General features: G+C 62.9%; 20 protein-coding genes. 10 read left to right on the forward strand and 10 right to left on the reverse strand.

Features of this window, described 5'->3' with window-relative positions:
* Positions 1-64: 64 nt before the first annotated feature.
* Complete coding sequence (locus RYZ20_RS00070) at positions 65-1,708, forward strand: CTP synthase (RefSeq protein WP_317669839.1); 1,644 nt, start codon at positions 65-67, stop codon at positions 1,706-1,708.
* Positions 1,709-1,809: 101 nt separating this feature from the next.
* Here the strand turns inward: RYZ20_RS00070 and RYZ20_RS00075 are convergent, their stop codons facing one another.
* From RYZ20_RS00075 to RYZ20_RS00110, 8 genes are all read right to left on the reverse strand, one after another.
* Complete coding sequence (locus tag RYZ20_RS00075; protein WP_317669840.1) at positions 1,810-2,751, reverse strand: 2-hydroxyacid dehydrogenase; 942 nt, start codon at positions 2,749-2,751, stop codon at positions 1,810-1,812.
* 3 nt (positions 2,752-2,754) lie between these two features.
* Positions 2,755-3,894, reverse strand: coding sequence for a rod shape-determining protein RodA (rodA, locus tag RYZ20_RS00080; RefSeq protein WP_317669841.1), 1,140 nt, complete (start codon positions 3,892-3,894; stop codon positions 2,755-2,757).
* Positions 3,895-3,904: 10 nt separating this feature from the next.
* On the reverse strand, positions 3,905-5,851 hold the full coding sequence (gene mrdA, locus RYZ20_RS00085) for a penicillin-binding protein 2 (RefSeq protein WP_317669842.1): 1,947 nt from the start codon (positions 5,849-5,851) through the stop codon (positions 3,905-3,907).
* Positions 5,852-5,859: 8 nt separating this feature from the next.
* Positions 5,860-6,399, reverse strand: coding sequence for a rod shape-determining protein MreD (locus RYZ20_RS00090; protein ID WP_317669843.1), 540 nt, complete (start codon positions 6,397-6,399; stop codon positions 5,860-5,862).
* On the reverse strand, positions 6,392-7,267 hold the full coding sequence (gene mreC, locus RYZ20_RS00095) for a rod shape-determining protein MreC (protein WP_317669844.1): 876 nt from the start codon (positions 7,265-7,267) through the stop codon (positions 6,392-6,394). The genes RYZ20_RS00090 and mreC overlap by 8 nt, the downstream gene beginning before the upstream one ends.
* Before the next feature lie 40 nt (positions 7,268-7,307).
* A complete protein-coding gene (locus RYZ20_RS00100; protein ID WP_317669845.1) occupies positions 7,308-8,345 on the reverse strand; it encodes a rod shape-determining protein in 1,038 nt (345 codons plus the stop codon).
* Positions 8,346-8,656: 311 nt separating this feature from the next.
* On the reverse strand, positions 8,657-10,216 hold the full coding sequence (locus tag RYZ20_RS00105) for a 2-isopropylmalate synthase (protein ID WP_317669846.1): 1,560 nt from the start codon (positions 10,214-10,216) through the stop codon (positions 8,657-8,659).
* 447 nt (positions 10,217-10,663) lie between these two features.
* The gene (locus tag RYZ20_RS00110; protein ID WP_317669847.1) at positions 10,664-12,088 is read right to left on the reverse strand and encodes an MORN repeat-containing protein; all 1,425 of its coding nucleotides are present in this window, start codon (positions 12,086-12,088) and stop codon (positions 10,664-10,666) included.
* Between the two features lie 196 nt (positions 12,089-12,284).
* Between RYZ20_RS00110 and RYZ20_RS00115 the strand changes: the two genes are divergently transcribed.
* Positions 12,285-13,943, forward strand: coding sequence for an NAD+ synthase (locus RYZ20_RS00115; protein ID WP_317669848.1), 1,659 nt, complete (start codon positions 12,285-12,287; stop codon positions 13,941-13,943).
* On the opposite strand, the gene RYZ20_RS00120 is transcribed toward RYZ20_RS00115, so the two are convergent.
* Complete coding sequence (locus tag RYZ20_RS00120; protein ID WP_317669849.1) at positions 13,940-14,887, reverse strand: 1-phosphofructokinase family hexose kinase; 948 nt, start codon at positions 14,885-14,887, stop codon at positions 13,940-13,942. The two genes, RYZ20_RS00115 and RYZ20_RS00120, sit on opposite strands and share 4 nt — an antisense overlap.
* A 129-nt stretch (positions 14,888-15,016) precedes the next feature.
* On the opposite strand from RYZ20_RS00120, the gene RYZ20_RS00125 reads away from it, so the two are divergent.
* Together RYZ20_RS00125 and RYZ20_RS00130 are read left to right on the forward strand one after the other, a co-directional pair.
* Positions 15,017-15,226 (forward strand): hypothetical protein, encoded by a 210-nt coding sequence (locus RYZ20_RS00125; protein WP_317669850.1) that lies wholly within the window; start codon positions 15,017-15,019, stop codon positions 15,224-15,226.
* Between the two features lie 15 nt (positions 15,227-15,241).
* Positions 15,242-16,231, forward strand: coding sequence for a DUF6976 family protein (locus tag RYZ20_RS00130; protein ID WP_317669851.1), 990 nt, complete (start codon positions 15,242-15,244; stop codon positions 16,229-16,231).
* A gap of 310 nt (positions 16,232-16,541) precedes the next feature.
* On the opposite strand, the gene RYZ20_RS00135 is transcribed toward RYZ20_RS00130, so the two are convergent.
* Positions 16,542-16,943 (reverse strand): metallopeptidase family protein, encoded by a 402-nt coding sequence (locus RYZ20_RS00135; RefSeq protein ID WP_317669852.1) that lies wholly within the window; start codon positions 16,941-16,943, stop codon positions 16,542-16,544.
* Between the two features lie 78 nt (positions 16,944-17,021).
* On the opposite strand from RYZ20_RS00135, the gene gltX reads away from it, so the two are divergent.
* The 6 genes from gltX (at position 17,022) to RYZ20_RS00165 (ending at position 23,158) form a co-directional block, all read left to right on the forward strand.
* On the forward strand, positions 17,022-18,350 hold the full coding sequence (gene gltX, locus RYZ20_RS00140; protein ID WP_317669853.1) for a glutamate--tRNA ligase: 1,329 nt from the start codon (positions 17,022-17,024) through the stop codon (positions 18,348-18,350).
* Between the two features lie 105 nt (positions 18,351-18,455).
* A complete protein-coding gene (locus RYZ20_RS00145; protein WP_317669854.1) occupies positions 18,456-20,276 on the forward strand; it encodes an ABC-F family ATP-binding cassette domain-containing protein in 1,821 nt (606 codons plus the stop codon).
* 93 nt (positions 20,277-20,369) lie between these two features.
* A complete protein-coding gene (locus tag RYZ20_RS00150) occupies positions 20,370-21,482 on the forward strand; it encodes a CaiB/BaiF CoA transferase family protein (RefSeq protein WP_317669855.1) in 1,113 nt (370 codons plus the stop codon).
* Between the two features lie 189 nt (positions 21,483-21,671).
* A complete protein-coding gene (gene rplU / locus RYZ20_RS00155) occupies positions 21,672-22,109 on the forward strand; it encodes a 50S ribosomal protein L21 (protein WP_317669856.1) in 438 nt (145 codons plus the stop codon).
* Positions 22,110-22,115: 6 nt separating this feature from the next.
* A complete protein-coding gene (rpmA, locus tag RYZ20_RS00160; protein WP_317669857.1) occupies positions 22,116-22,385 on the forward strand; it encodes a 50S ribosomal protein L27 in 270 nt (89 codons plus the stop codon).
* Between the two features lie 224 nt (positions 22,386-22,609).
* Complete coding sequence (locus tag RYZ20_RS00165; RefSeq protein ID WP_317669858.1) at positions 22,610-23,158, forward strand: GNAT family N-acetyltransferase; 549 nt, start codon at positions 22,610-22,612, stop codon at positions 23,156-23,158.
* Positions 23,159-23,191 lie beyond the last annotated feature (33 nt).

Consider the following 23,191-nt stretch of genomic DNA (forward strand, 5'->3'; position numbering starts at 1 on the left):
CCGTGATGCAGGCCTTTTCAGGTCGCGCAAATAACAAGAATTTTGCTCTTTCACGGGGGATCCCATGGCACGTTATGTCTTCATCACCGGCGGGGTTGTGTCCTCGCTCGGCAAAGGTCTGGCATCTGCGGCCTTGGGGGCGTTGTTGCAGGCGCGCGGCTATACGGTCCGTCTGCGCAAGCTTGACCCCTATCTGAACGTCGATCCGGGCACGATGTCGCCTTTCGAGCATGGCGAAGTCTTCGTCACCGATGACGGCGCCGAGACCGATCTCGACCTAGGCCACTACGAGCGCTTTACGGGTGTCTCCGCGCGCAAGACCGACTCGGTCTCCTCGGGGCGGATTTACTCGAATGTTCTGGAAAAAGAGCGCCGCGGCGAATATCTGGGTAAAACCATTCAGGTCATTCCGCATGTGACCAATGAAATCAAAGACTTCATCAACGTTGGCGACGATGAGGTTGACTTTATGCTGTGCGAAATCGGCGGCACGGTCGGCGACATCGAGGGGCTGCCCTTCTTCGAAGCGATCCGCCAGTTCAGCCAGGACAAGCCGCGCGGCCAGTGTATTTTCATGCACCTGACGCTGTTGCCCTATCTGGCGGCGAGCGGCGAATTGAAAACCAAGCCGACGCAGCACTCGGTCAAGGAGTTGCGCTCGATCGGCCTGCAACCGGACGTTCTGGTCTGCCGCTCCGAGCACGCGATTCCGGAAAAGGAGCGCGCCAAGATCGCGCTGTTCTGTAACGTGCGCCCCGAGGCGGTGATCCCCGCCTATGACCTGAAGTCCATCTATGAAGCACCGCTGGCCTATCACCGTGTGGGGCTTGACCAGGCGGTTCTGGATGCTTTCGGCATCGCGCCCGCGCCCAAGCCCGACCTGTCGCGTTGGGAAGACGTGATGGACCGCCTGAGCAATGCCGAGGGCGAGGTTCGCGTCGCGATCGTGGGCAAATATGTGCAGCTTGAAGACGCCTATAAGTCGATTGCCGAGGCGCTGACGCATGGCGGCATGGCGAACCGGGTGAAGGTCAAGGCCGAGTGGATCGACGCCGAAATCTTCGAGCGCGAAGACCCCGCGCCGCATCTGGAACGCTTCCACGCGATCCTTGTGCCAGGCGGCTTTGGCGAGCGCGGCACCGAAGGCAAAATCCGTGCAGCCCAATTCGCCCGCGAGAAGGGTGTGCCCTATATGGGGATCTGCCTTGGTATGCAGATGGCGGTGATCGAGGCCGCGCGCAATCTGGCAGGGCTGACCGATGCCGGATCGGAAGAGTTTGACCACGAGGCGGGTAAAAAGCGTTTTACGCCCGTGGTTTATCACCTGAAAGAATGGGTGCAGGGCAACCACCGCGTCGAGCGCAAGGTCGATGATGACAAGGGCGGCACGATGCGCCTTGGCGCCTATTCGGCCAGCCTCAAGGACGGCTCGCGCGTGGCCGAGGTTTACGGCACGACCGAGATCGAAGAGCGCCACCGCCATCGTTACGAGGTGGACGTGAAATACCGCGAGCAGCTTGAAAGCTGTGGGCTGGAGTTTTCGGGGATGTCGCCCGATGGCCGTCTGCCCGAGATCGTCGAGCATAAGGGCCATCCGTGGTTCATCGGTGTGCAGTTCCACCCCGAGCTGAAATCCAAACCCTTCGCGCCGCATCCGCTGTTTGCGGGCTTCGTGAAGGCGGCGCTTGAGCAAAGCCGACTGGTCTGAGCTAACAGGAGTTGCGCGCCGCTTGGCGCGCCGGAGAGAGGGGGCGCTGCCCCCTCTTTTGCTGTGCAAAATTCACCCCCGCCCTGCCGGGAGCAGGGCGGTCAATAGCCCCGCGTGCGGTCCACGAGGTGAAGCAAAGGCGCGCCCTCCTCGGACCGGCGGATATTTTCGGCGATGACACGGGCGGCCGACGAGGGGCGCGTTTCGGCGGCGATATGCGGCGTCACAGTGACCTTGGGGTGCGCCCAATAGGGGTGCTCGGGCGGCAGTGGTTCGGTCTTGAACACATCAAGCGTCGCCGCGCCGACCTGTCCGGTCTCAAGCGCGGCCAGAAGCGCGTCGTCGTCGATCAGGTTCCCGCGGCCGGGGTTCAGGATCACCGCGCCTTTGGGCAAAAGCGCAAGGGTTTCCGTGTTCAGAAGGTTGGTCGTTTCGGGGGTGTTCGGCAGGATCGTGACAAGGATTTCTGCCGTGGAAAGCGTCTCGCGCAGACCATCCGCGCCATGTAGGCAGGTGACACCCGCGACGGTTTTTGGTGTGCGGCTCCAGCCTGTTACCTTGAAGCCAAGCTGCGCCAATGTGGTTGCGCAGGCCGCCCCGAGCGCACCGATGCCGAGGATGGTGATCGCGCGCTCGGTTGCAAGCGGGGGCACATGGCCCGCCTGCCGCCAGACGCCATCCTGATGGGTCTGGAAAAAGTCGACATCCAGATGGTAGCGCATTGCGTGGCCCACGACCCATTCCACCATGCCGCGCGACAGCCCTTCGTCGACCATGCGGCACAGTGGCTGTGTGAGGGTGGCATTGCCGACGACCCGCTCGACCCCCGCCCAAAGGCTAAGAACCGCGCGGGTGCGGGTGTAGGCGGTGAAATCCTGCACCGGACCGCGGGGCGAATAGACGATGTAATCGACTTCGGAGGGCGGCAGGTCATCCGGCAGGCAAAGACGCGCCGTAACGCCCGCCTCGGCCAGCGCTGCCTGCAACGGCGCCTGATAGAGCGGCCAGTTCTCGATACGGTCAGCGAAAAGGATGTTGAGCATGGGTTACCTCGGGCGGTGGACCTGCGCACTTTGCACGAGACCGAATGCCGCAAGCAAGATCATCATCGCGGTGCCGCCGTAGCTGACCAGCGGCAGCGGCACCCCCACAACGGGCATCAGCCCCATGACCATCGCCATATTGATCGCGAAAAACAGGAAAAACGTGCCCGCCACCCCGATAATCAGAAGTGATGAATAGCGATCCTTGTTGACGATGGCGGCCTGAATACACACCGCGATGATCCCCGCATAAAGCAGCAAAAGCGAGAAGGCGCCGACAAAGCCGAACTCCTCGGCCAGCGTGGTGAAGATAAAGTCGGTGTGCTTTTCGGGCAGGAAGTTCAGCCGCGATTGCGTGCCCTGCATAAAGCCGCGCCCCGACCAGCCTCCCGAGCCAAGCGCGATCTGCGCCTGGGTGATATTATAGCCCGCGCCCAGGGGGTCCGAGCTTGGATCAAGGAAGGTGTCGATGCGCTTGTATTGGTAGTCGTGCAATAGCTGCCAATCGGTGCCGCGGCTCTCCATCACGCCAAAGACCAGCCCGACGACCAGTGCGATCACCGTGCCGAAATACCACAGGCTGACACCTGCGGCGAACATCACGATGCCCCCCCCCATCACCAGCATCACGGCCGTGCCAAGGTCGGGCTGGGCCAGCACGAGGAATGTTGGCACGAGGATAATCCCGACCGGCAGGGCGACCCAAAGGGGCTTGGAAACCTTCTCGACATCGAGCCAGTCGTAATAGCCCGCCAGCAGCATCACGAGTGAGACTTTCATCAGTTCCGAGGGTTGGATGCGGATCGGGCCAAGCTCCAGCCAGCGTTGCGCGCCCATGCCGATGGCCCCGAAAAATTCCACCGCGACCAGCAGCAGCAGCGCGATCAGATAGGCTAGCATCGACATATTGCGCCAGAACCAGATCGGCGTGAAGCCGACGGCCAGCATCGCCGCGATACCGACGCCAAAGCGCTTCATCTGCGGCGCGGCCCATGTGTCAAGCGTGCCGCCCGCGACCGAGTAAAGCATCAAAAACCCGACGCAAGCCACTGCGGTTAAAAGGATAATCAGCGGCCAGCTTAGAAACAGGATCTTGGAGAATCCTGTCGGGACGGTTTTGAGGCTGCTTTCAAGATAGCTCATCTGCCCCCCCTTACGCCTTGGACCGCGCGGTGCCGGGTTGCGGCGCCGGATCGACCAGATCAAGCCCGTCAAGCAGGCTGCGCATCCGCCCGCGCTGATCTGCCGGATAGGCGGAAAGCGGCGGCAGCCCCTCGTTCAGCGCAAACAGCATCACATCGCGCGCGATCGGGGCGGCTGCGGTCGATCCGCCCCCCCCGTGTTCAACCACAACCGAGACCGCATAGCGCGGATTGTCATAAGGCGCGAAGCAAACGAACAGCGCATGGTCGCGTCGCTCCCACGGCAGATCGTCGTTCGAGATCACGCCGCGCGCGCGCTCGGCGGCGGTGATGTTGCGCACCTGACTGGTGCCGGTCTTGCCCGCCATCAGCCAGTCTTTCTCGGCGATTCGGGCGCGGCGCGCGGTGCCCGATGGGGCATTCACGACCGAGAACATCCCCTTGCGCACCTGTTCCAGCGAGGCGTCCGACAGGCCCATATCGGGGGCATCTGACACAGGCAGTTCGACCCCGTCGCGGGCGCGGATCAGGCGCGGGTTGACCGCCTTGCCCGAGGCGATCCGCGCGGTCATCACCGCCAGTTGCAAGGGCGAACTCAGCACATAGCCCTGACCGATCGAAGCGTTGATCGAGTCGCCAATCAGCCAGTCCTTGCCATAGCTCGCCTCTTTCCACTCTTTGTCGGGGGCGACCCCGTCGCGGACGGCCGATAGCGGCAGGTCGTGGCGCGTGCCAAAGCCAAGGCGGCGCGCCATTGCGCTCATTTTCTCGATGCCGACCTGAAGGGCGAGCTCGTAATAAAAGACATCGCAGGATTGTTCGAGGCTTTTCACCAGCGAGACCGCCCCGTGCCCCGCGCGCTTCCAGCAGTGGAAACGGCGACCGGCGGCGTCGAAATGGCCCGGGCAATAGATCGTATCCTGCGGGCCGATGATCCCCGCTTCCATCGCGGCAAGGGCTGTGACCATTTTATAGGTCGAGCCGGGCGGATAAAGACCCTGCACCGCCTTGTCGGCCAGAGGACGGTGGTCGTCTTCCAGCAACGCCTTGTAATCGGCCGAGGAAATCCCGCGCACAAACAGGTTTGGATCATACGACGGTGCCGAGGCGATCGCGACAATATCCCCGTTGGTCACATCCATGACGACTGCGGCCGCGGATTCATCCCCCAGACGCGCCATCGCGAAGTTTTGCAGCCGGTAGTCGATGGTCAGTTGCAGGTTCTCGCCGGGGTTGCCCTCTTTGCGGTCGAGGTTGCGCATCTCGCGGCCCGTCGAATTGACCTCGACGCGGCGTTGGCCCGCCTGACCGCGCAGATCGTCCTCGAGCTTGGCTTCGACGCCCAGTTTGCCAAGCTGGAACTTCGGGATACGCAGCAGCGGGTCGGGGTTTTCGATCTGGCTAAGGTCATAGTCCGAAACAGGCCCGACATAGCCGATGACATGGCCGAAATCGGCGCCGTGCGGATAGGTGCGAAACAGCCCCACCTCGGGCGAGATACCGGGCAGGGCGGGGGCGTTGATCGCGATGCGCGAGAACTCGTCCCAGCTTAGCTGGTCGGCGATGGTGATCGGGATCGTGGGCGGGCGCTTGCGGATGTCTTCCAATAGCTCGGCAGCCTCGAGGTCGCCAATCGGGATCAGGCGACGCAACTCGGTCAGAACGCCCTCGACATCCTTGGCATCCTCGCGCGTGATGGTGACGCGGTAATTTTGCTCGTTACCCGCCAGAAGCTCGCCGTTGCGGTCGTAGATCAGGCCGCGCGTTGGCGGGATCAGCCGGATCTTGACCGAGTTTCCCTCGGCCAGAAGCCGGTATTCATCGGCGTGCTGAAGCTGCATCGAGCGCATCCGAAGCGCCAGCGTCGTGACCAGCGCGCCCTGAATTCCCCCCAGAAGAAGGGTTCGCCGCGTGATCGTCCGGCGGCTTTCGAATGTGTCTTTGGGCGATCTGCGCATCTGCCCCCCTAACGCCGCTGGCCGAAGTCATCGACCTCGCCGGGGGCGGCGCGCCGAAGCCCCAGCCCCGTATGCGAAAGTGCCACGACCAGCGGATAGGCCGCAAGCGTCGCCAGCAGGCGCAGAAGCTCCATCCCCAGGGGCACCGTGTCGGAAAACACCAGCGCGAGGATCAGATGCCGCGCCAGCACCATCACGAACCAAAGCCCGCCGATCAGAGCAATCTCCAGCAGAAAGGGCAGGTCGCGCAGGCTTTCTTCGCGCGCGCGGAGCCACTCGGTCGCCAACAACATGATCAGCGGCCAAAGCCCCAAGGGCCGCCAGAAGACCATATCCTCGACCAGATAAACCGTGACGATCAACAGCACCGGAACATAGTCGGGGCGGCGCATCAGCCATGCGAAGGTGAAGGCCATCATCAGATCGGGGCCGGGGAAGCTGTGGCCCGCGGGATTGACCGGCAAGAGCCGCAAGAACAGGATCAGCGCCGCAATCGCCAGATAAAGCAGGCGGTGAAAGGCGCGGGCTCTGGAGAGCGGATCAACCATCCTCGCCCCCGGTTTCGGGCGGGATCAGCGCACCGGGGTCCGTCAGGCGCTCTTTTGGATGGGTGCGCAGAACACGAACGAAATCAAGCTGTTCGTAATCGGCCTTCAGACGAACCCGAAGCCGCCCGTCGCGCGTTTCCATCACCTCTCCCACCGGAAGACCCGTCGGGAATACACCGCCATCACCCGAGGAAATCACGCGGTCTCCGGGGCGGACCAGCTCGGGGTTGACCAGAAATTCGACCGGCGGAAAGCGCGAGTTATCGCCCGAGACAATCGCGCGCTGGCCCGAGGGCATGATCGTCACCGGAATGCGCGAGGAGCTGTCGGTCAGCAAAAGCACGCGGCTTGTTGCGTCCCCGACGCCCGAGATGCGGCCCACCAGCCCCAGCCCGTCCACCGCCGCCCAGCCATCCACAATCCCGTCGCGCCCGCCAATGTTCAGCATCACCGACTGGTGAAACGGAGAGCCGCTGTCGGTCAGCACAACGCCCGAGATCGAGGTCAGCTTCGGATCAAGCCGCAGGTTGTTCAGCGCACGCAGCTTGGCGTTTTGCTGCTCAAGCTGGACAGCAGCCTCTTCCCAGCTTTCGATCCGGCGCAATTCGCGGCGAAGCTCCTGATTTTGCTCATAGATGCGGGTATAGGACTGGAACGAGGCGATCATGTCGATCGCCTTGGTTACGGGCACCATCGCCCAATCGAAGGTCGGCACAAAGCGGTCGATGAACTTGGCGCGCAGGCGCTCGGCGCGGGGGCTGTCGATGCGCCAGAACAGGAAGACGGCGGTCAACAGGAGTATCAGCACCGCAATCAGAATGCGGCGCAGCGGGCCTGTGAAATCCTCGTCTTCGCGGTTTGTCGCCACCTATGCCTCCACCAAATGCCGGGCGCGCGGCTAGGGGGTTTTAGCTGTCGTAGTCGATGACATGGCGCAGCTGCTTTTCGTATTCCAGCGCCTTGCCCGTGCCTAAAGCCACACAATTGAGCGACTGGTCCGCGATCGAGATCGACAGCCCCGTCTGCTCGCGCAGCGCCAGATCAAGCTCGCCCAAAAGCGCGCCGCCGCCGGTCAGCATGACGCCGCGATCCACGATGTCTGCGGCCAGATCGGGGGGCGTGGTTTCCAACGCCTGCATCACCGCGTCGCAGATCTGCTGCACGGGTTCAGCCAGAGCTTCGGCGATCTGCGCCTGGTTGATCTCGACCTCTTTCGGGACGCCGTTCAGCAGGTCGCGCCCGCGCACCATCAGGCTGATGCCGCGCCCGTCGTCGGGCATACGTGCGGTGCCGATGGTGGTCTTGATGCGCTCGGCGGTGGCTTCGCCGACCAGAAGGTTCATGTTGCGGCGCAGATACGAGACAACGGCCTCGTCCATGCGGTCACCGCCTACGCGCACCGAGCGGGCGTAAACGATGTCGCCAAGCGAGAGCACCGCAACCTCGGTCGTGCCGCCGCCGATGTCGACAACCATTGAGCCGGTGGGGTCGGTGATCGGCATACCGGCGCCAATGGCAGCGGCGATAGGCTCGGCAATCAGGCCCGCGCGGCGCGCACCGGCAGACAGAACCGACTGGCGGATCGCGCGTTTTTCAACAGGGGTCGCGCCATGGGGAACACAAACGATAACCTTGGGTTTCGAGAAGGTCGTGCGGCGGTGCACCTTGCGGATGAAGTGCTTGATCATCTCTTCGGCGGAGTCGAAATCCGCGATCACACCGTCGCGCATCGGGCGGATGGCCTCGATCGAACCGGGGGTGCGGCCGAGCATCAGCTTGGCGTCCTCGCCGACAGCCAGAACCTGTTTTTTGCCGTCTTTGACGTGATAGGCGACGACCGAAGGCTCGTTCAGGATGATCCCCTTGCCCTTGACATAGACCAGCGTGTTCGCGGTCCCGAGGTCAATCGCCATATCGGACGAAAAAATCCCGCCAAGTCCCTTCATGATGCATCCCCATCCCGTTCAAAACCGATTACTTCCACGACTCGCCCCCGAGCCATGATTTTAGCCCGTATATTCAAATGGGGCTTGTCGGGGAAGGGGATTCCCCGTGCGCCGAGTGGCTTCGGGCAAGGGATTGCCGAGCATGAAATCGGAGATGTCACAAATCGAACTTTTAGGGCGAGTTTAGCCGTATTTTTAGCCAACAAATTGCATTTAACCGAGAACTCACGAAAGCGTCAGTTCCGGGCCTGTAAAGCGGAAACAGGACACCCCGAGGGGCGCCCTGTTATCTGGACGGTGCTGCAATCCGCTTAGAGTTTGAAGCTGATCGTCTTGAGATCGGCGTCGGGAGCGGTTTTCTGGCTGCGCACCCGCAAGCGGTTGAGCGCGCCGACATAGGCTTTGACCGAAGCGAGGATCGTGTCGGTATCGGCGGCCGAACCGGACGAGAAGCGCCCGTCTTCTTCGAGGCGCACGATCACGGTGGCCTGAGCATCCGTGCCGGCAGTCACGGCCTGCACTTGATAGAGCTTGAGCCTGGCGTTGGTCGGGTAAATCTCCTTGACGCAGTTGAACACCGCGTCAACCGGACCGTCGCCCGAGCATTTCGCCGATTTCTCGGTGCCATCGACAAGCATCTTCAGCTCGGCCTCTTGCCCGTCCGAGCCGCAGATTACGCGCAGCCATTTGACTTGCAGATAGTCGCTGTCGGTGTTCGCCGCCGAGTCCGTCATCAGCGCGATCAGGTCTTCGTCGAAGATTTCTTTCTTGCGGTCGGCCAGCGCCTTGAACCTCACGAAGACGTCGTTGAGCTGATTGTCGGCCAGATCGAAGCCGAGCTCTTTGAGCTTGCTGCGCAGCGCCGCGCGGCCCGAGTGCTTGCCCATCGCGATATTGGTTTCGGTGATCCCGATGTCGGCGGGCTTCATGATCTCGAAGGTCTCGACGTTCTTCAGCACGCCGTCCTGATGGATGCCGGATTCATGCAGGAAGGCGTTTTTGCCGACGATGGCCTTGTTATATTGCACCGGAAAGCCGGAGACCTGGGCCACGCGGCGCGACAGATGCATGATTTTCGTCGTGTCGATGCCGGTTGAATAGGGCATCAGATCCTTGCGGACCCTGAGCGCCATCACGACTTCTTCAAGGGCGGTGTTGCCTGCGCGCTCGCCCAGACCGTTGATCGTGCATTCGATCTGGCGCGCGCCTGCGGTCACGGCGGCCAGCGCGTTTGCCGTCGCCATGCCGAGGTCGTTGTGACAGTGGGTCGCGAAGATCACCTCATCGGCGCCCGGCACGTTTTCCAGAAGCATCCGGATAATATCGGCGGATTCCGAAGGCAGGGTGTAGCCGACGGTGTCGGGGATGTTGATCGTGGTTGCGCCCGCTTTGATCGCGGTCTCGACCACGCGGCAGAGGTAGTCGCGCTCGGTGCGGATGGCGTCCATCGCCGACCATTGCACGTCGCCGCACAGATTGCGCGCGTGGGTCACGGTGTCGGCGATGCGCGCGATCATCTCGTCCTGGTTGAGCTTGGTGATTGCGCGGTGGCTGGGCGAGGTGCCGATGAAGGTGTGGATGCGCGGCCTGGCGGCGTTTTTCACGGCTTCCCAGCAACGGTCGATGTCTTTGTAATTCGCGCGTGAAAGTCCCGCAATCACCGAGTTTTTCGAGCGTTTCGCGATTTCGGACACGGCCGCGAAATCGCCCTCCGAGGCTATCGGGAAGCCGGCTTCGATGATGTCGACTCCCATTTCGTCAAGCAGCATCGCGATTTCGAGCTTCTCTTCGTGGGTCATGGTGGCGCCGGGCGATTGTTCGCCGTCGCGCAGCGTGGTGTCAAAAATCAGAACACGGGATTTGTCTGTCATGGTCTCGTCTCATCTGTGTCTTAGCAAGGGTTTATCCCGCAGGCCCGCTGTCGCCGGGGCTTCGGGTTGGTCGGGCGCTGTCCACCTCCGAGCGGTCGCGCCCGAGGGGGCACGCTCAGAGGCAGCTAAGAAGAAGGAGACCGCGCACAGAGAGGCCGCGCGAATGCGCTGCCAAGGTCGAGACATATGCAAAACTCTGTGCCATGCGCCGGACTATGCCGCGCGTTTTTGTGAATGAAAAGCAGAAAATGCCCGCCTCGAGCCTGAATTTTTATCGGGTCGCAGGGCAAGGCTATGCGTTTGCGCTACAGGTTCTGGGCGCGTCCGTGGCGTGCGTCTGCGGATCGTAAATGTCACTTTTCGAACATTTCGTTGGCCAGAACCCACGAAAATCGCGCAAAAATCGTCAAAAGGCGATATTTTCCGCCGAGTGGCCGAGACACGGGCTTAGTTGGCGGTGGTTTCCGACGGAGCCTTGGCGGGTTCGGTCAGCTTGTCGTCGCTCCATTTGCCTGCTTCGACCTTGCCCGAGGCATAGCGCATCACGCCTTCGCCCTGCCGCTTGCCCTGCACGAAGTTGCCCTCGTAGACATCGCCATTGGCATAGGTCGCAACGCCTTTGCCGTCGATCTCGCCGTTGCGCCAGCCGCCCTCGTAGCGGAACCCGCCCGGCATTGTCAGCACACCATTGCCCGCGCGTTGGCCTGCCTCGAAGTCGCCCTCGTAGATGGTGCCGTCGGCATAGGTGGCGATGCCCTGACCGTGGCGCTGGCCGTCGGCCCAGTCCCCGTCATAGGTGTAGCCGTCGGGATAGATCATCTTGCCACGCCCATGATTGCGGGCGGCAAGGAACTGGCCCTCATAGACAAGGCCGTTCGCGTAATGCGCTGTGCCCGTGCCTTCAATCACGCCTGCGACCCATTCGCCGTCGTAATCCGAGCCGTCGGGGTAGGTGATTTTGCCCTTTCCCTCGGGCAGGTCGTTGAGGAACTGGCCCTCGTAGACCGATCCATCCGGATAGCTGACGCGGCCTGCGCCCTCGATCCGGCCCTCGAACCAGTCGCCGCTATAGACATAGCCGTCGGTGCCGGTGAAGGTGCCCTGGCCCTGGCGGTTGTCCATCACGAAGCCGCCGTCATAGGTGTCGCCATTGGCGTAGGTGACTTTGCCCTGGCCGTGGCGTTTGCCGTTTTGCATCTGACCTTCAAAGATGTCGCCGTTGGGTTGGGTCAGCTTGCCGTAGCCGTTCATCTGGCCGTCCACCCACATCCCTTCGTAGCTGAGACCATCCGCCATCACGAGGCGTCCTTCGCCCGCGCGCTGGCCGCCCTTCATCCGGCCCTCGTAGATCGCGCCATCGGGGTAGGTTATCTTGCCCTTGCCCTCTTTGACGCCCTTCACCCAGTCGCCTTCATAGCGATAGCCGTTGGCGCTTTGCTGCGTGCCTTGCCCGTCATGGAGCGCCTTTGAAAAGTGGCCGGTATAGGTCGAGCCATTGGCATACTGCGCGACGCCTTCGCCGCTGATGTCGCCGGCAAGCCACTCGCCCTCGTAGGTGCCGCCGTCGGCAAAGGTGATCTTGCCGGTGCCGTGGGGTTTGCCGCCGACGAAACCACCGACATATACCGATCCATTGGGGAAACGCGCCTGGCCTTGGCCCTGAATCAAGCCCTCGGCCCATGCGCCTTCGTATTGATAGCCCGACGGCAGGGTGTATTTGCCGTGCCCGTGCTGCTTGCCGTTTCGGAACTCGCCCTCATAAAGCCCGCCATCGTCATATTGCTTTGTAATGACCTCTTGCGCCCATGCGCCGGTGCTTGCACCGATCAGGGCGAGGGACAGGGCAAGGCTTTGCAGGTGACGAGATTTCATGGCGTTCCTTGGTCCTTCGTGCGGCCGCGCGGGCCTGTTGCCCGAAGCCTAGTTCCTGTGCAGGGCAGTGACAAGCTTTGGCAGTGGCAGGATTTTGACAACCGCGCGAGGCGAATTTCGCCTGCGGGCGCTTCCATGTGCGCTGCGTTCTGCTAAACCGGAAGCCGATATTGCCGACCCACAGGACAAAGACCCGATGGCCGACCGTTTCCGTCTGACGCTTGCCCAGTTGAACCCGACCGTAGGGGCATTCGCTGCGAATGCCGAAAAGGCCTTTGCCGCATGGGAGGCGGGGCGCGAAGCGGGCGCTGATATGGTGGCACTGCCCGAGATGTTCTTGACCGGCTATCAGACGCAGGATCTGGTGTTGAAGCCCGCCTTTGTGCGCGACGCGATGGCGCATATGGAGGCGCTGGCTGCGCGGATCAAGGATGGTCCCGCGCTTGGGATCGGTGCCCCCTACACGGACGACACCGGCAGCTATAACGCGTGGTGGGTGTTGCAGAACGGCAAGGTCGTGGCGCGGTTGCTCAAGCACCATCTGCCGCATGACGACGTGTTTGACGAGATGCGCCTGTTCGACTCGGGGCCGGTATCGGGGCCGTATCGCATTGGCCCGCTGCGGATCGGCTCGCCCGTGTGTGAGGATGCCTGGCACGAGGATGTGGCCGAGACGCTGGCCGAAACCGGCGCCGAGATTTTGCTGATCCCGAATGGCTCGCCCTATCGTCGTGGCAAGCTGGACCTGCGGATGAATGTGATCGTCAGCCGCGTTGTCGAGACCGGCTTGCCTGCGGTTTATCTGAACGCGGTCGGAGGGCAGGATGACCAGTTGTTCGATGGCGCGAGCTTTGTGCTGAACCGTCACGGCGTGCTGGCCGCGCAATTCGCGCCGTTTGAGGAAATCGTCGATCATATCGATTTTGAGCGTGGCCCCGATGGCTGGGTCGCGCTGGAGGGGCGTAAGGACGCGCAGCCCTCCGACTGGGAGCAGGATTACCGCGCGATGGTCATGGGGCTGCATGACTATCTTGCAAAATCGGGGTTCTCAAAGGTTCTGCTTGGGCTGTCGGGCGGGATCGACTCGGCGCTGGTGGCAACAATTGCGGCGGATGCTTTGGGGCCGGAAAATGTGCGCTGTGTGATGCTGCCGTCTGAATACACTTCGCAAAGCTCGCTGGATGATGCTGCCGATCTGGCGGGGCGGCTGGGTTGTCCTCTGGATACCGTGTCGATCCAAGAGCCGCGCAAGGCGGTCGAAGGCGCGCTTGCGCATATCATGGAGGGCACCAGGCCCGACGTGACCGAAGAAAACGTCCAGTCGCGCCTGCGCGGGCTGTTGCTGATGGCGATCTCGAACAAGTTTGGCGGGATGCTGCTGACCACGGGCAATAAATCCGAAGTCGCGGTCGGCTATTGCACGATCTACGGCGATATGTCGGGCGGCTATAACCCGATCAAGGACCTGTATAAGACCCGTGTGTTCGAAACCTGCCGCTGGCGCAACGCCAATCATCGCCCGTGGATGCAGGCGCCTGCGGGGGCGGTGATCCCTGTGTCGATCATTGACAAGCCGCCCTCGGCCGAACTGCGCCCAGACCAGAAGGACGAGGATTCGCTGCCGCCCTACGAGGTGCTGGACGCGATCCTTGAGCGTCTTGTCGAAGAGGATCAGTCCGTCGCTGAGATCGTCGCGGCAGGGTTTGACCGCGCGACCGTCAAGCGGGTCGAGCATCTGCTGTATATCTCGGAGTGGAAGCGGTTCCAGTCCGCGCCGGGGCCGCGCCTGACGACGCGGGCCTTCTGGCTGGATCGGCGCTATCCGATGGTCAACCGCTGGCGCGACCCGAGTTAAACCTCGGACACGCCCGAAAGCGGCAAAAGCTTGCGCATGTCGCGGGCTTTGCACAGATCGGTTGCCGGATGCATGACGGCGGATGAGGCCGCCGCCGCGCCATAGCGCAACGCCTCGGGCAGGGGTTTGCCGCGGGCAAGCGCCAGCGTGAACCCCGCGACAAAGCTGTCGCCCGCGCCGACCTTGGACACGACCTTGACCTTCGCGGCCTCGGCGACCCAACGGCCCTCGGGGGTTGCCAGCACATTGCCGTCGCCGCCACGCGCCACAATCACCGCCCGCGCAATCCCGCGGGTGACCAGAGATTGCGCGAAATCGGCGCTGTCCTTGCGGGTCGGCAGGCTGCGCCCCGCCAGCCCCTCGGCCTCAAGATCATCCATCCGCAGCACATCCGCCGGTTTGCAGCACGCATCCAGCAGGTGATGAAGCGCCTTGCCCGAGGTATCCAGAAAGAACCGCGCCTTGGTGCGTGCGATGCGTTCGGTCAGGCGGGTGGGAAAGTCGTCGGGCACGCCGGGCGGCTGGCTGCCCGAAAGAACCACGATGCCGTTTTCGGGGGCCGCGCGCGCAATCCGCCCAAGCGCACGCGATACATCGGCGCTCCCCCAGTCGGGGCCGGGCATGACAAAGCGGTATTGCTCACCGGTCGAGGTATCGGTGACGGTGATCGACTGGCGCGTCTCGCCCGGTGCCGGAAAGGGTGCCAACCCGATCCCCGCCTCGGCCAGCAGCCGCATCACCTTATCGCCAGTGGTCTCACCCACCGCGACAAAGGCGGTGGAATGGCCGCCCAGTTCAAGAATCGCGCGGCTGATATTGATCCCGCCGCCGCCCGGATCGGTCTCGGGGCGCGAGCAACGCAGCTTGCGCTCCGGCTCGACATGATCCGCGTTGATCGACAGATCAACGGTCGGGTTCAGGGTGACGGTCAGGATCGGTGTCATCGCGGGGTCTCGGGGTTATCGGGCGTGTTAGCGCCAACTTGGCAGGAAATGGCCTCCGATCCAAGGGTTCGAAACCGGATTTTAAGGCTTTGGGGGCAAGCGTCGTCTATCTCAATGGAGGAGATTCGAATGATTCCTGACGCAACCGACCCCCGCTGGACACGCGTTCTGACCAGCGAGTCCGATCTTTCCGCAACCTCGCTGGCGACGCGCATCCTGATTTCGCGATTGCGCCGCGAAGTCGCGTCCGCCCCCGCAACCCTCGCGGCAAAAATCGGAGAGCTGCGCGACTTTGTGGGGAAAAATGCCTTTGCCGTCGCCGATGTGGCGCGCTTCTGAACCAAGGACACCAAAATGAAAAATGAAATGCTGACGGTCGCCGAAGTTACGGCGAAAATCGAGAACGGCGATGTGATGGTCCTTGCCGGCGCAGAGGATCTTTTGACGCAACTGCCCAAGGGCAAGTGGATCGGCGGTACGACCGTCTATTTCGTGACCGATACCGGCGGCGCGGTGGTGCGCGACAAGGTGTTCTGCACCACGTTCCCCGAGGCTTCGGGCGCGGTGCCGCGCTTTGTGGATGTGGCGGACCTGCCGTCTATTGCGCAGGGCTATGCCCCCAACGGCTTCACGATGATCATGATCCCTGCTTTCTCGGTGGCGCATTCGAATTTTGCGATCGACGGGCAGACCTATGACGGGTTGTTCAATCAGCCCCTCGCCGGCTGGATTACCGGGGTTCATCTGGACGATCTGGGGACGCGCGCGCCCAAGGTTTTCGACGGTGCGACAGGGATCGGCCATGAGGAAGGCGCCGTTTTGCTTCATTGCGCGCTGCCCGAAGGGTCGCATGTCGACCTTGATATTCTGAATATCTTTGCGCAGGGCGACCAGAAGGAGCTGAGCTTCAGCTTCCCGAAGGGTGGCTTCTCGGCCGGCACTGTGACAGTGGACGGCAAAGAGGTGAACCTCGCGCGGTATATCGAAGAGAACAAGATCGACACGCGCCTGCCGCTGGTCGCGAATTATGCCGGCGCACTGGTCAACGTGTCGATCCAGGCGGTCGATGCCGAGGCGGGCGAGGTGAAGTTCTATGCACCGGTCGTGGAGGGCGTCGAATACAAGCTTGCGCGAGCACTGGGATCATATTCCGAAGCCTTCGCGCAGGGTGCGGGCGACAAGGGGGATGGTGAGTATTCGTGCAACTGTATCCTCAACTACCTCTATGGCGAGCTTGAAGGGCAGCGCACCGGCAATTTCACCGGCCCGGTCACCTTTGGCGAGATCGCCTATATCCTGCTGAACCAGACACTGGTGCGGATGGACATCTCGGACGCAGCCTGAGGGTTGGCGCAAAGATGAGGAGCGCAGCCGTTTTCGGCTGCGCCCGTTCGTGTGGCGGGTCGGATTTGCCCCCGCAAGCTCTGCGTTTTACGGGGAGGCGATGCCTTCGCAGGGCATCGTCTCTGCCATCTGCGCTGCCGTGGTAGCCTTTGCTGCCGAGGAAAAGGGGTTTGAGCCTGGAGGCGCGGGGGCGGCCAGTGCGAGACCATGCCTGCCTGATCGGAGGGTGCGGCGGGCAACAGGCGATCCGCTCATCGCGTCCTGGTCCGAAAGCGATCTGTGTCAAAGACAGGTCATCGCAAGGCCGCGGCTACTCCCACCAGCGGTCGATCATGGCGATGTCATCATCCGACCAACCGAAATGATGCGCCAGCTCGTGCACATAGACATGGGCAACCAAATCCCCGAGCGTGACATCGCCCCTCGCGGCCCATTCATCCAGAATCGGGCGGCGGAACAACCAGATCAGGTCAGGCCCACCCGGATCGGAGACGGATTTTTCGGTCATCGGGATGCCCTCGTAAAGGCCGGTCAGATCGAACGCGTCCTCGATCCCCATCTCGATCAGAAGATCGTCGGGCGCGAAGTCCTCGACCCGCAGGACAACCGCGCGGGCGGGGCCGGCGAATTGCCCGGGCAGGGCTTCGCGAGCTGCCAGGGCCAGAGCCTCGATCTCGGCCAGCGTTGGGGCGAAATGATCTGTGCTGTGCATCGCCTGGCCTCCTCTCTCTTCCTCGATATGGACAAAACCGCGCGTATATGAAAGAGCAGGCGACAACAGGAGAGCACCATGACGACCGTTACCCGCTTCGCGCCTTCGCCCACCGGCTATATCCACGTTGGAAACCTCCGGACGGCCTTGTTCAACTATCTGATCGCCCGCAAGACCGGCGGGACGTTCATCCTGCGTCTTGATGACACCGATCAGGAACGCTCGAAGCAGGAATATGTCGACGCGATCAAGGAAGACCTTGAATGGCTCGGCCTGACCTGGGACCGCGAAGAGCGCCAGTCGCTGCGCCTTGACCGCTATGAGGCGGCGGCCGAAAGCCTGCGCCGTTCGGACAAGCTTTATGAGTGTTTCGAAAGCCCGACCGAGCTGGACCTCAAACGCAAGAAACAGCTCAATATGCATAAGCCCCCGGTCTATGACCGTGCGGCCCTGTCGCTGAGCGATCTGGACAAGGAACGGATGCGCGAAGAGGGCCGCGAGGGCTATTGGCGCTTCCTGCTGAACCAGACGCGGACCGAATGGACCGACGGGATTCTGGGCGATATTTCGATTGACGCGGCCTCGGTGTCTGACCCGGTGCTGATCCGTGCCGACGGGCAGGTGCTGTATACTTTTGCTTCTTCGGTCGATGATATTCAGATGGGCATCACCCATATCGTGCGCGGCGGCGACCACGTCACCAACACGGCGACCCAGATCCAGATTATCGAGGCACTTGGGGGTAAGGCGCCGAATTTCGCGCACCACTCGCTGCTGACCGGCGCGCAGGGCGAAGAACTGTCGAAACGTCTGGGCACGCTGTCGCTGCGTGATCTGCGCGCGCATGGCATTGCCCCCGAGGCGCTGCTGAGCATGATGGCGCGGCTTGGGTCGTCCCAGCCGGTCGAGCTGCGCATGAGCCTTGACGAGATTGCAGACGGGTTCGACCTGTCGCAATTCGGCGCGGCTCCAACCAAGTTTGACCCCGAAGACCTTGTGCCGCTGACCCGCGCACGCAACCAGCAGCTTCCCTATGCGACGGTGGCTGACGACATCGCGGCCCTTGGCATTCCCGCCGACAAGGCTGAGCAGTTCTGGGCCGTTGCCTCGCAGAACATCGACAAGCTGTCGGATCTTGGCCAATGGGCGGACCTCGTGCTGAACGGCGCGGACCCGCTGATCGACGCTGAAGATGCCGATTTCATCGCCGAGGCGCTGACGCTTCTGCCTGACGCGCCCTATACCGAGACCAGCTGGTCGGAGTGGACCACGGCCGTCAAGGAAAAGACCGGGCGCAAGGGCAAGGGGCTGTTCATGCCGCTGCGCAAGGCGGTGACGGGGATGGCGCATGGCCCCGAGATGGGCGCGCTTTTGCCGCTGATGGCGAAGATCCGCGCGAAGGGCTGACGGGCAGGGGCCACTGGCCCCGCCTTACTGTCTATGACTGGCCTTTGACGGGGGCGGGGCTTTGGCCGCGCTCACCGTGGCGGGCCGCAACGCAAGCAAAGAGCCATGGCACGCGCACCTCTTCTTCAGCTTTCCGACATCTCGCTGACCTTCGGCGGCAACCCTGTTTTTGACGGACTGGATTTGGTCGTCCAGCAGGGCGACCGCGTGGCGCTGGTCGGGCGCAACGGGTCTGGTAAATCGACGCTGATGAAGGTGATGGCGGGGCTGGTTGAGCCTGACCACGGCGATCGGGTGATCCCGCCCGGTGTCCGCGTGGGCTATATGGAGCAGGAACCCGATCTGTCGGGCTTTGCGACGCTTGGCGAGTTTGCCGCAAGCGGGCTGGACGAGGGCGAGGCCTATAAGGTCGCGATGGTGGCCGAAGGGCTGAAGTTCAACCCCGACACGGCGATTGATGCGGCCTCGGGCGGTGAACGCCGTCGCGCGGCGCTGGCCAAGCTTCTGGCCGAGGCGCCGGAACTCATGCTGCTCGACGAACCGACGAACCACCTTGATATCGAGGCGATCGGCTGGCTTGAGGCGCAGCTCAAGGAAACCCGCGCGGCCTTTGTGCTGATCTCTCACGACCGCGCGTTTTTGCGGGCGCTGACGCGGGCGACGCTTTGGATCGACCGCGGGCAGGTGCGCCGTCAGGAACGCGGCTTCGAGGCGTTCGAGGATTGGCGCGAACAGACCTGGGCCGAGGAAGACGAGGCCCGCCACAAGCTGGACCGCAAGATCAAGGCCGAGGCGCGTTGGGCGGTCGAAGGCATTTCCGCCCGCCGCAAACGCAATCAGGGCCGTCTGCGCGCGCTTCACGCGATGCGCGAGGAACGTGCGGCGCAGATCCGGCGGCAGGGCACGGCGGCGATGGCGCTGGAGGCCGGTCAGCAATCGGGCAAGCGCGTGGTCGAGGTGAAGGGGCTGGAGAAAAGCTTTGGCGATAAGCAGATCGTCAAGGGCTTTGATCTGCGCGTGTTGCGCGGCGACCGCGTGGCCTTTGTCGGCCCCAATGGCGTGGGCAAGACGACGCTTTTGAAGATGCTGACGGGTGAGGTCGAACCCGATCAGGGGACGGTCCAGCTTGGCACCAATCTTGAGATCGCGGTTTTCGATCAGGCGCGTGCGACGCTCGATCTGGAGCAGACGCTGTGGGACGGGATGGTGAATGACCCGTCGATGCGGGTTTCGGGGCGCTCGGATCAGGTGATGGTGCGCGGCGTGCCCAAGCATGTCGTCGCCTATCTCAAGGATTTCCTGTTCGATGAACAGCAGGCCCGCGCGCCGATTGGATCATTGTCGGGGGGCGAACGCGCGCGGCTGTTGCTGGCCAAGATCATGGCCAAGCCGTCGAATATGCTGATCCTTGACGAACCGACCAACGATCTGGACGTCGAGACGCTGGACCTGCTGCAAGACATCCTGGGCGAATACGACGGGACGGTGCTTCTGGTCAGCCACGACCGCGATTTCATCGACCGTGTGGCCTCGACCACCATCGCGATGGAGGGCGACGGGCGCGCGACGGTCTATGCGGGTGGCTGGACGGATTATCAGACGCAACGGGCGCTGAGCGTGGACGAGGCGCCGAAGGCGGCGGCAAAATCCGCGCCGAAGCCCGTGAAGGAACCGGAAGCCAAGGCGCAGCCCGCCAAAAATGGCCTCTCCTTCACCGAAAAGCACCGGCTTGAGGCGCTCCCCGCCCTTATCGAAAAGCTTGAGGCCGAGATTGCCAAGCTGGGTGAATTGCTGGCCGACCCCGATCTGTTCTCGCGCGAGCCGGTCAAGTTCAAGAAAGCGACCGAGATGCTGGGCGAGCGCCAGGCGGCCCTGGATGCGGCCGAGGAAGAGTGGCTGGAGCTGGCGGAAAAGGCCGAAGGCTAAAGCGCCGCCCCGTGACGCTGCGTCAGAACGGCTAGGCATTTCCCCTGCGTTAAGCGCCCCCTATCGTGCGCGCGAACGCTTAGGGAGGATCGCATGACCACGCCAAATCGGGGGCCGCTGACCGGCCTGCGCATCGTCGAGATTTCGGGGCTGGGGCCGACGCCGTTCACCGCGATGCTCTTTGCCGATATGGGCGCCGAGGTAATCCGCATCGCGCGGCCCAATTCGGGGGGCGCGGGCGCGCATGTTCTGGGGATTGCCAACGACATTCTGGATCGCGGGCGCGATGTCGTCGAGCTGGACCTGAAATCGCCCGAGGGCAAGGCGGCGGCGCGTGCGCTGATTGCGCGGGCTGATGCGCTGATCGAGGGGATGCGCCCGGGCGTGATGGAGCGTCTGGGGCTTGGGCCTGATGATTTTACCGATCACCCGGCGCTGGTTTATGGCCGGATGACCGGCTGGGGGCAAACTGGCCCGATGGCACAACGCGCGGGCCACGACATTAACTATATCGCGCTGACGGGTGCGCTGCACACGATGGGGGCCGAGTCGCCCGCGATCCCGCTGAACCTGCTGGGCGATTTCGGCGGCGGCGGGATGTATCTGGCCTTCGGGATGCTGGCGGCGCTTTTCCATGCGCGTGCGACGGGGCAGGGGCAGGTCGTCGACGGGGCGATCACCGATGGTGTCGCGCATCTGATGGGCATGATCACCGGCATGGCGCAGCAAGGCGTCTGGCAGGATAAGCGGCGCGCAAACCTTCTGGACGGGGGCGCGCCGTTTTACGCGGTTTATGCCTGTGCCTGCGGCGGGCATATGGCCGTTGGTGCGCTGGAGCCGCAGTTCTATCAGGCGCTGCTTGAGGGGCTGGAGCTTGACCCTGCGGCGCTGCCCGACCGTGAGAACCGCGCCAACTGGCCCGCGCTGCACGAGATTTTCACCGCCTGTTTTGCGTCGCGCTCGCGCGATGACTGGGCGGCGGTCTTTGCCCAAAGCGATGCCTGCGCGACGCCGGTTTTGACTCTGGCCGAGGCGCGGGCGCATCCGCAAAACAAAGACCGTGGCGCCTATATCGTGCATGAAGGGGTCAACCAGCCCGCCCCCGCGCCGCGCCTGTCGCGCACGCCGGGGCGGATCGGCGCGGGCTCGGCGCTGCGCCGGATCACGCCCGCCGAGGCGCTGGCGCGGTGGGGCAGTGCGCAATAGCGCCGATGGCCCCAAGAATTGCTTGACTCTGCGGGGCCGATCCTCGATAAGCCGCGAACCTTGCGGGAGGAGTCTCTTTCCGCGGGGCTATGTTCATTACGTCCCGAAAGGGGACGCGCTGTCCGGGGCGGGGTAACCCAGTAACCCATTTGGGGCCGAAGGGCGCGGAAAACGAAGAAGGAAAGACCCATGTTTGCGGTCCTCAAGACTGGTGGCAAGCAATACAAGGTCCAGGCCGGCGACGTGCTGCGCGTGGAACTTCTGGCTGCCGAAGCTGGCGACAAAGTCCAGTTCAACGAAATTCTGATGGTTGGTGGCGATAAGCTGACCGTCGGCGCTCCGCGCGTCGAAGGTGCTGCTGTCGTGGCTGAAGTCATCGACAATATCAAAGCCGACAAGGTTATCACCTACCATAAGCGTCGTCGTAAGCACTCGTCGCAGCGGACCCGTGGTCACCGTCAGCAACTCACGCTTCTGCGCGTCACCGAAGTTCTCGCTTCGGGCGCTGACAAGTCGGGCGTGAAAGAAGCTGTGGGCACCGCCTCGGCTCGTCGCGCTGCTCATGGCGCAGAAGCCGCACCGGCGAAAAAGGCTCCGGCCAAAAAAGCAGCTGCAGCGAAGGAGTAATCCCCCATGGCACACAAAAAAGCAGGCGGTTCATCCCGCAACGGTCGCGACTCTGCTGGTCGTCGCCTCGGCGTGAAGCTCTACGGTGGCCAAGCGGCCATTCCGGGCAACATCATCGTGCGTCAGCGCGGCACCACCTGGTGGCCGGGTGAGGGCGTCGGCATGGGCAAAGATCACACGATCTTCGCTGTGACCGAAGGCAAAGTCACCTTCCGCAAAGGCCTTAAGGGCCGCACCTTTATTTCGGTTCTTCCCACTGCGGAGGCGGCCGAGTAAGCCGAAACCGGACCAAGTAAATTTGGGGGGATCGGCAGCCAGCCGGTCCCCCCTTCTCGTTTCAGCCCTGTGGTTGATTGAACCGGAGGAGGCGGGGGGAGGCGAGGCTCAAGTTTTCGAGAGGCGGGTTGGTTTTTGTCATCAATCTGCCGAAGTTTGTCTTTAAGGCGCGATTAAGGGATTGGATTTACCGTCGTGTCTCGCGTGCGTTCGAGGAGGGTCGCATGATCCAGGAACAGATTTTAGAAACCGCCGGACAGCGGGTGATCGAGGCGGGGCGGTTTGTTTTGCGCCCGCTGCGCAAATCCGATGCGGGGCTGATTTCCATGTATGCGGGCGATAAGCGCGTGTCTGAGGGGACGCGGGCGATACCGCATCCGCTGCCCCCGGGTGCGGCCGAGAATTTCGTCGCGCGCGCCATGTCTCCCGCGCGGAGCGAGGATGTCTGGGCGCTGGACGGCTCGGATCATGGTCTGGCCGAGGTGCTGGGGGTGATCTCGCTCGAGCGGATCGCGCCGGACCAATCGGAGATCGGCTATTGGATCGGGCCGGGGTTCTGGAATGCGGGTTTCGCATCCGAGGCCGTTGCGGCGCTGGTCGAGGCTAATCCGCATGGGTCGCGCACCCTGTTTGCCGAGGCGTTTCAGGATAATCCGGGCTCTGCCCGTGTGCTGACGAATTGCGGCTTTGAATATCTTGGCGATGCCGAGGCCTGGTCGATCGCGCGCGGGCGCACGGTTCCGACTTGGACCTACCTGCGCAAGATGGCCTGAGGAAGACGCGGGGAGGGCCGGCCCTCCCCGCAC

Origin of the sequence: Pseudothioclava alba, from assembly GCF_033100795.1 — a bacterium.
GTDB lineage: Bacteria > Pseudomonadota > Alphaproteobacteria > Rhodobacterales > Rhodobacteraceae > Pseudothioclava.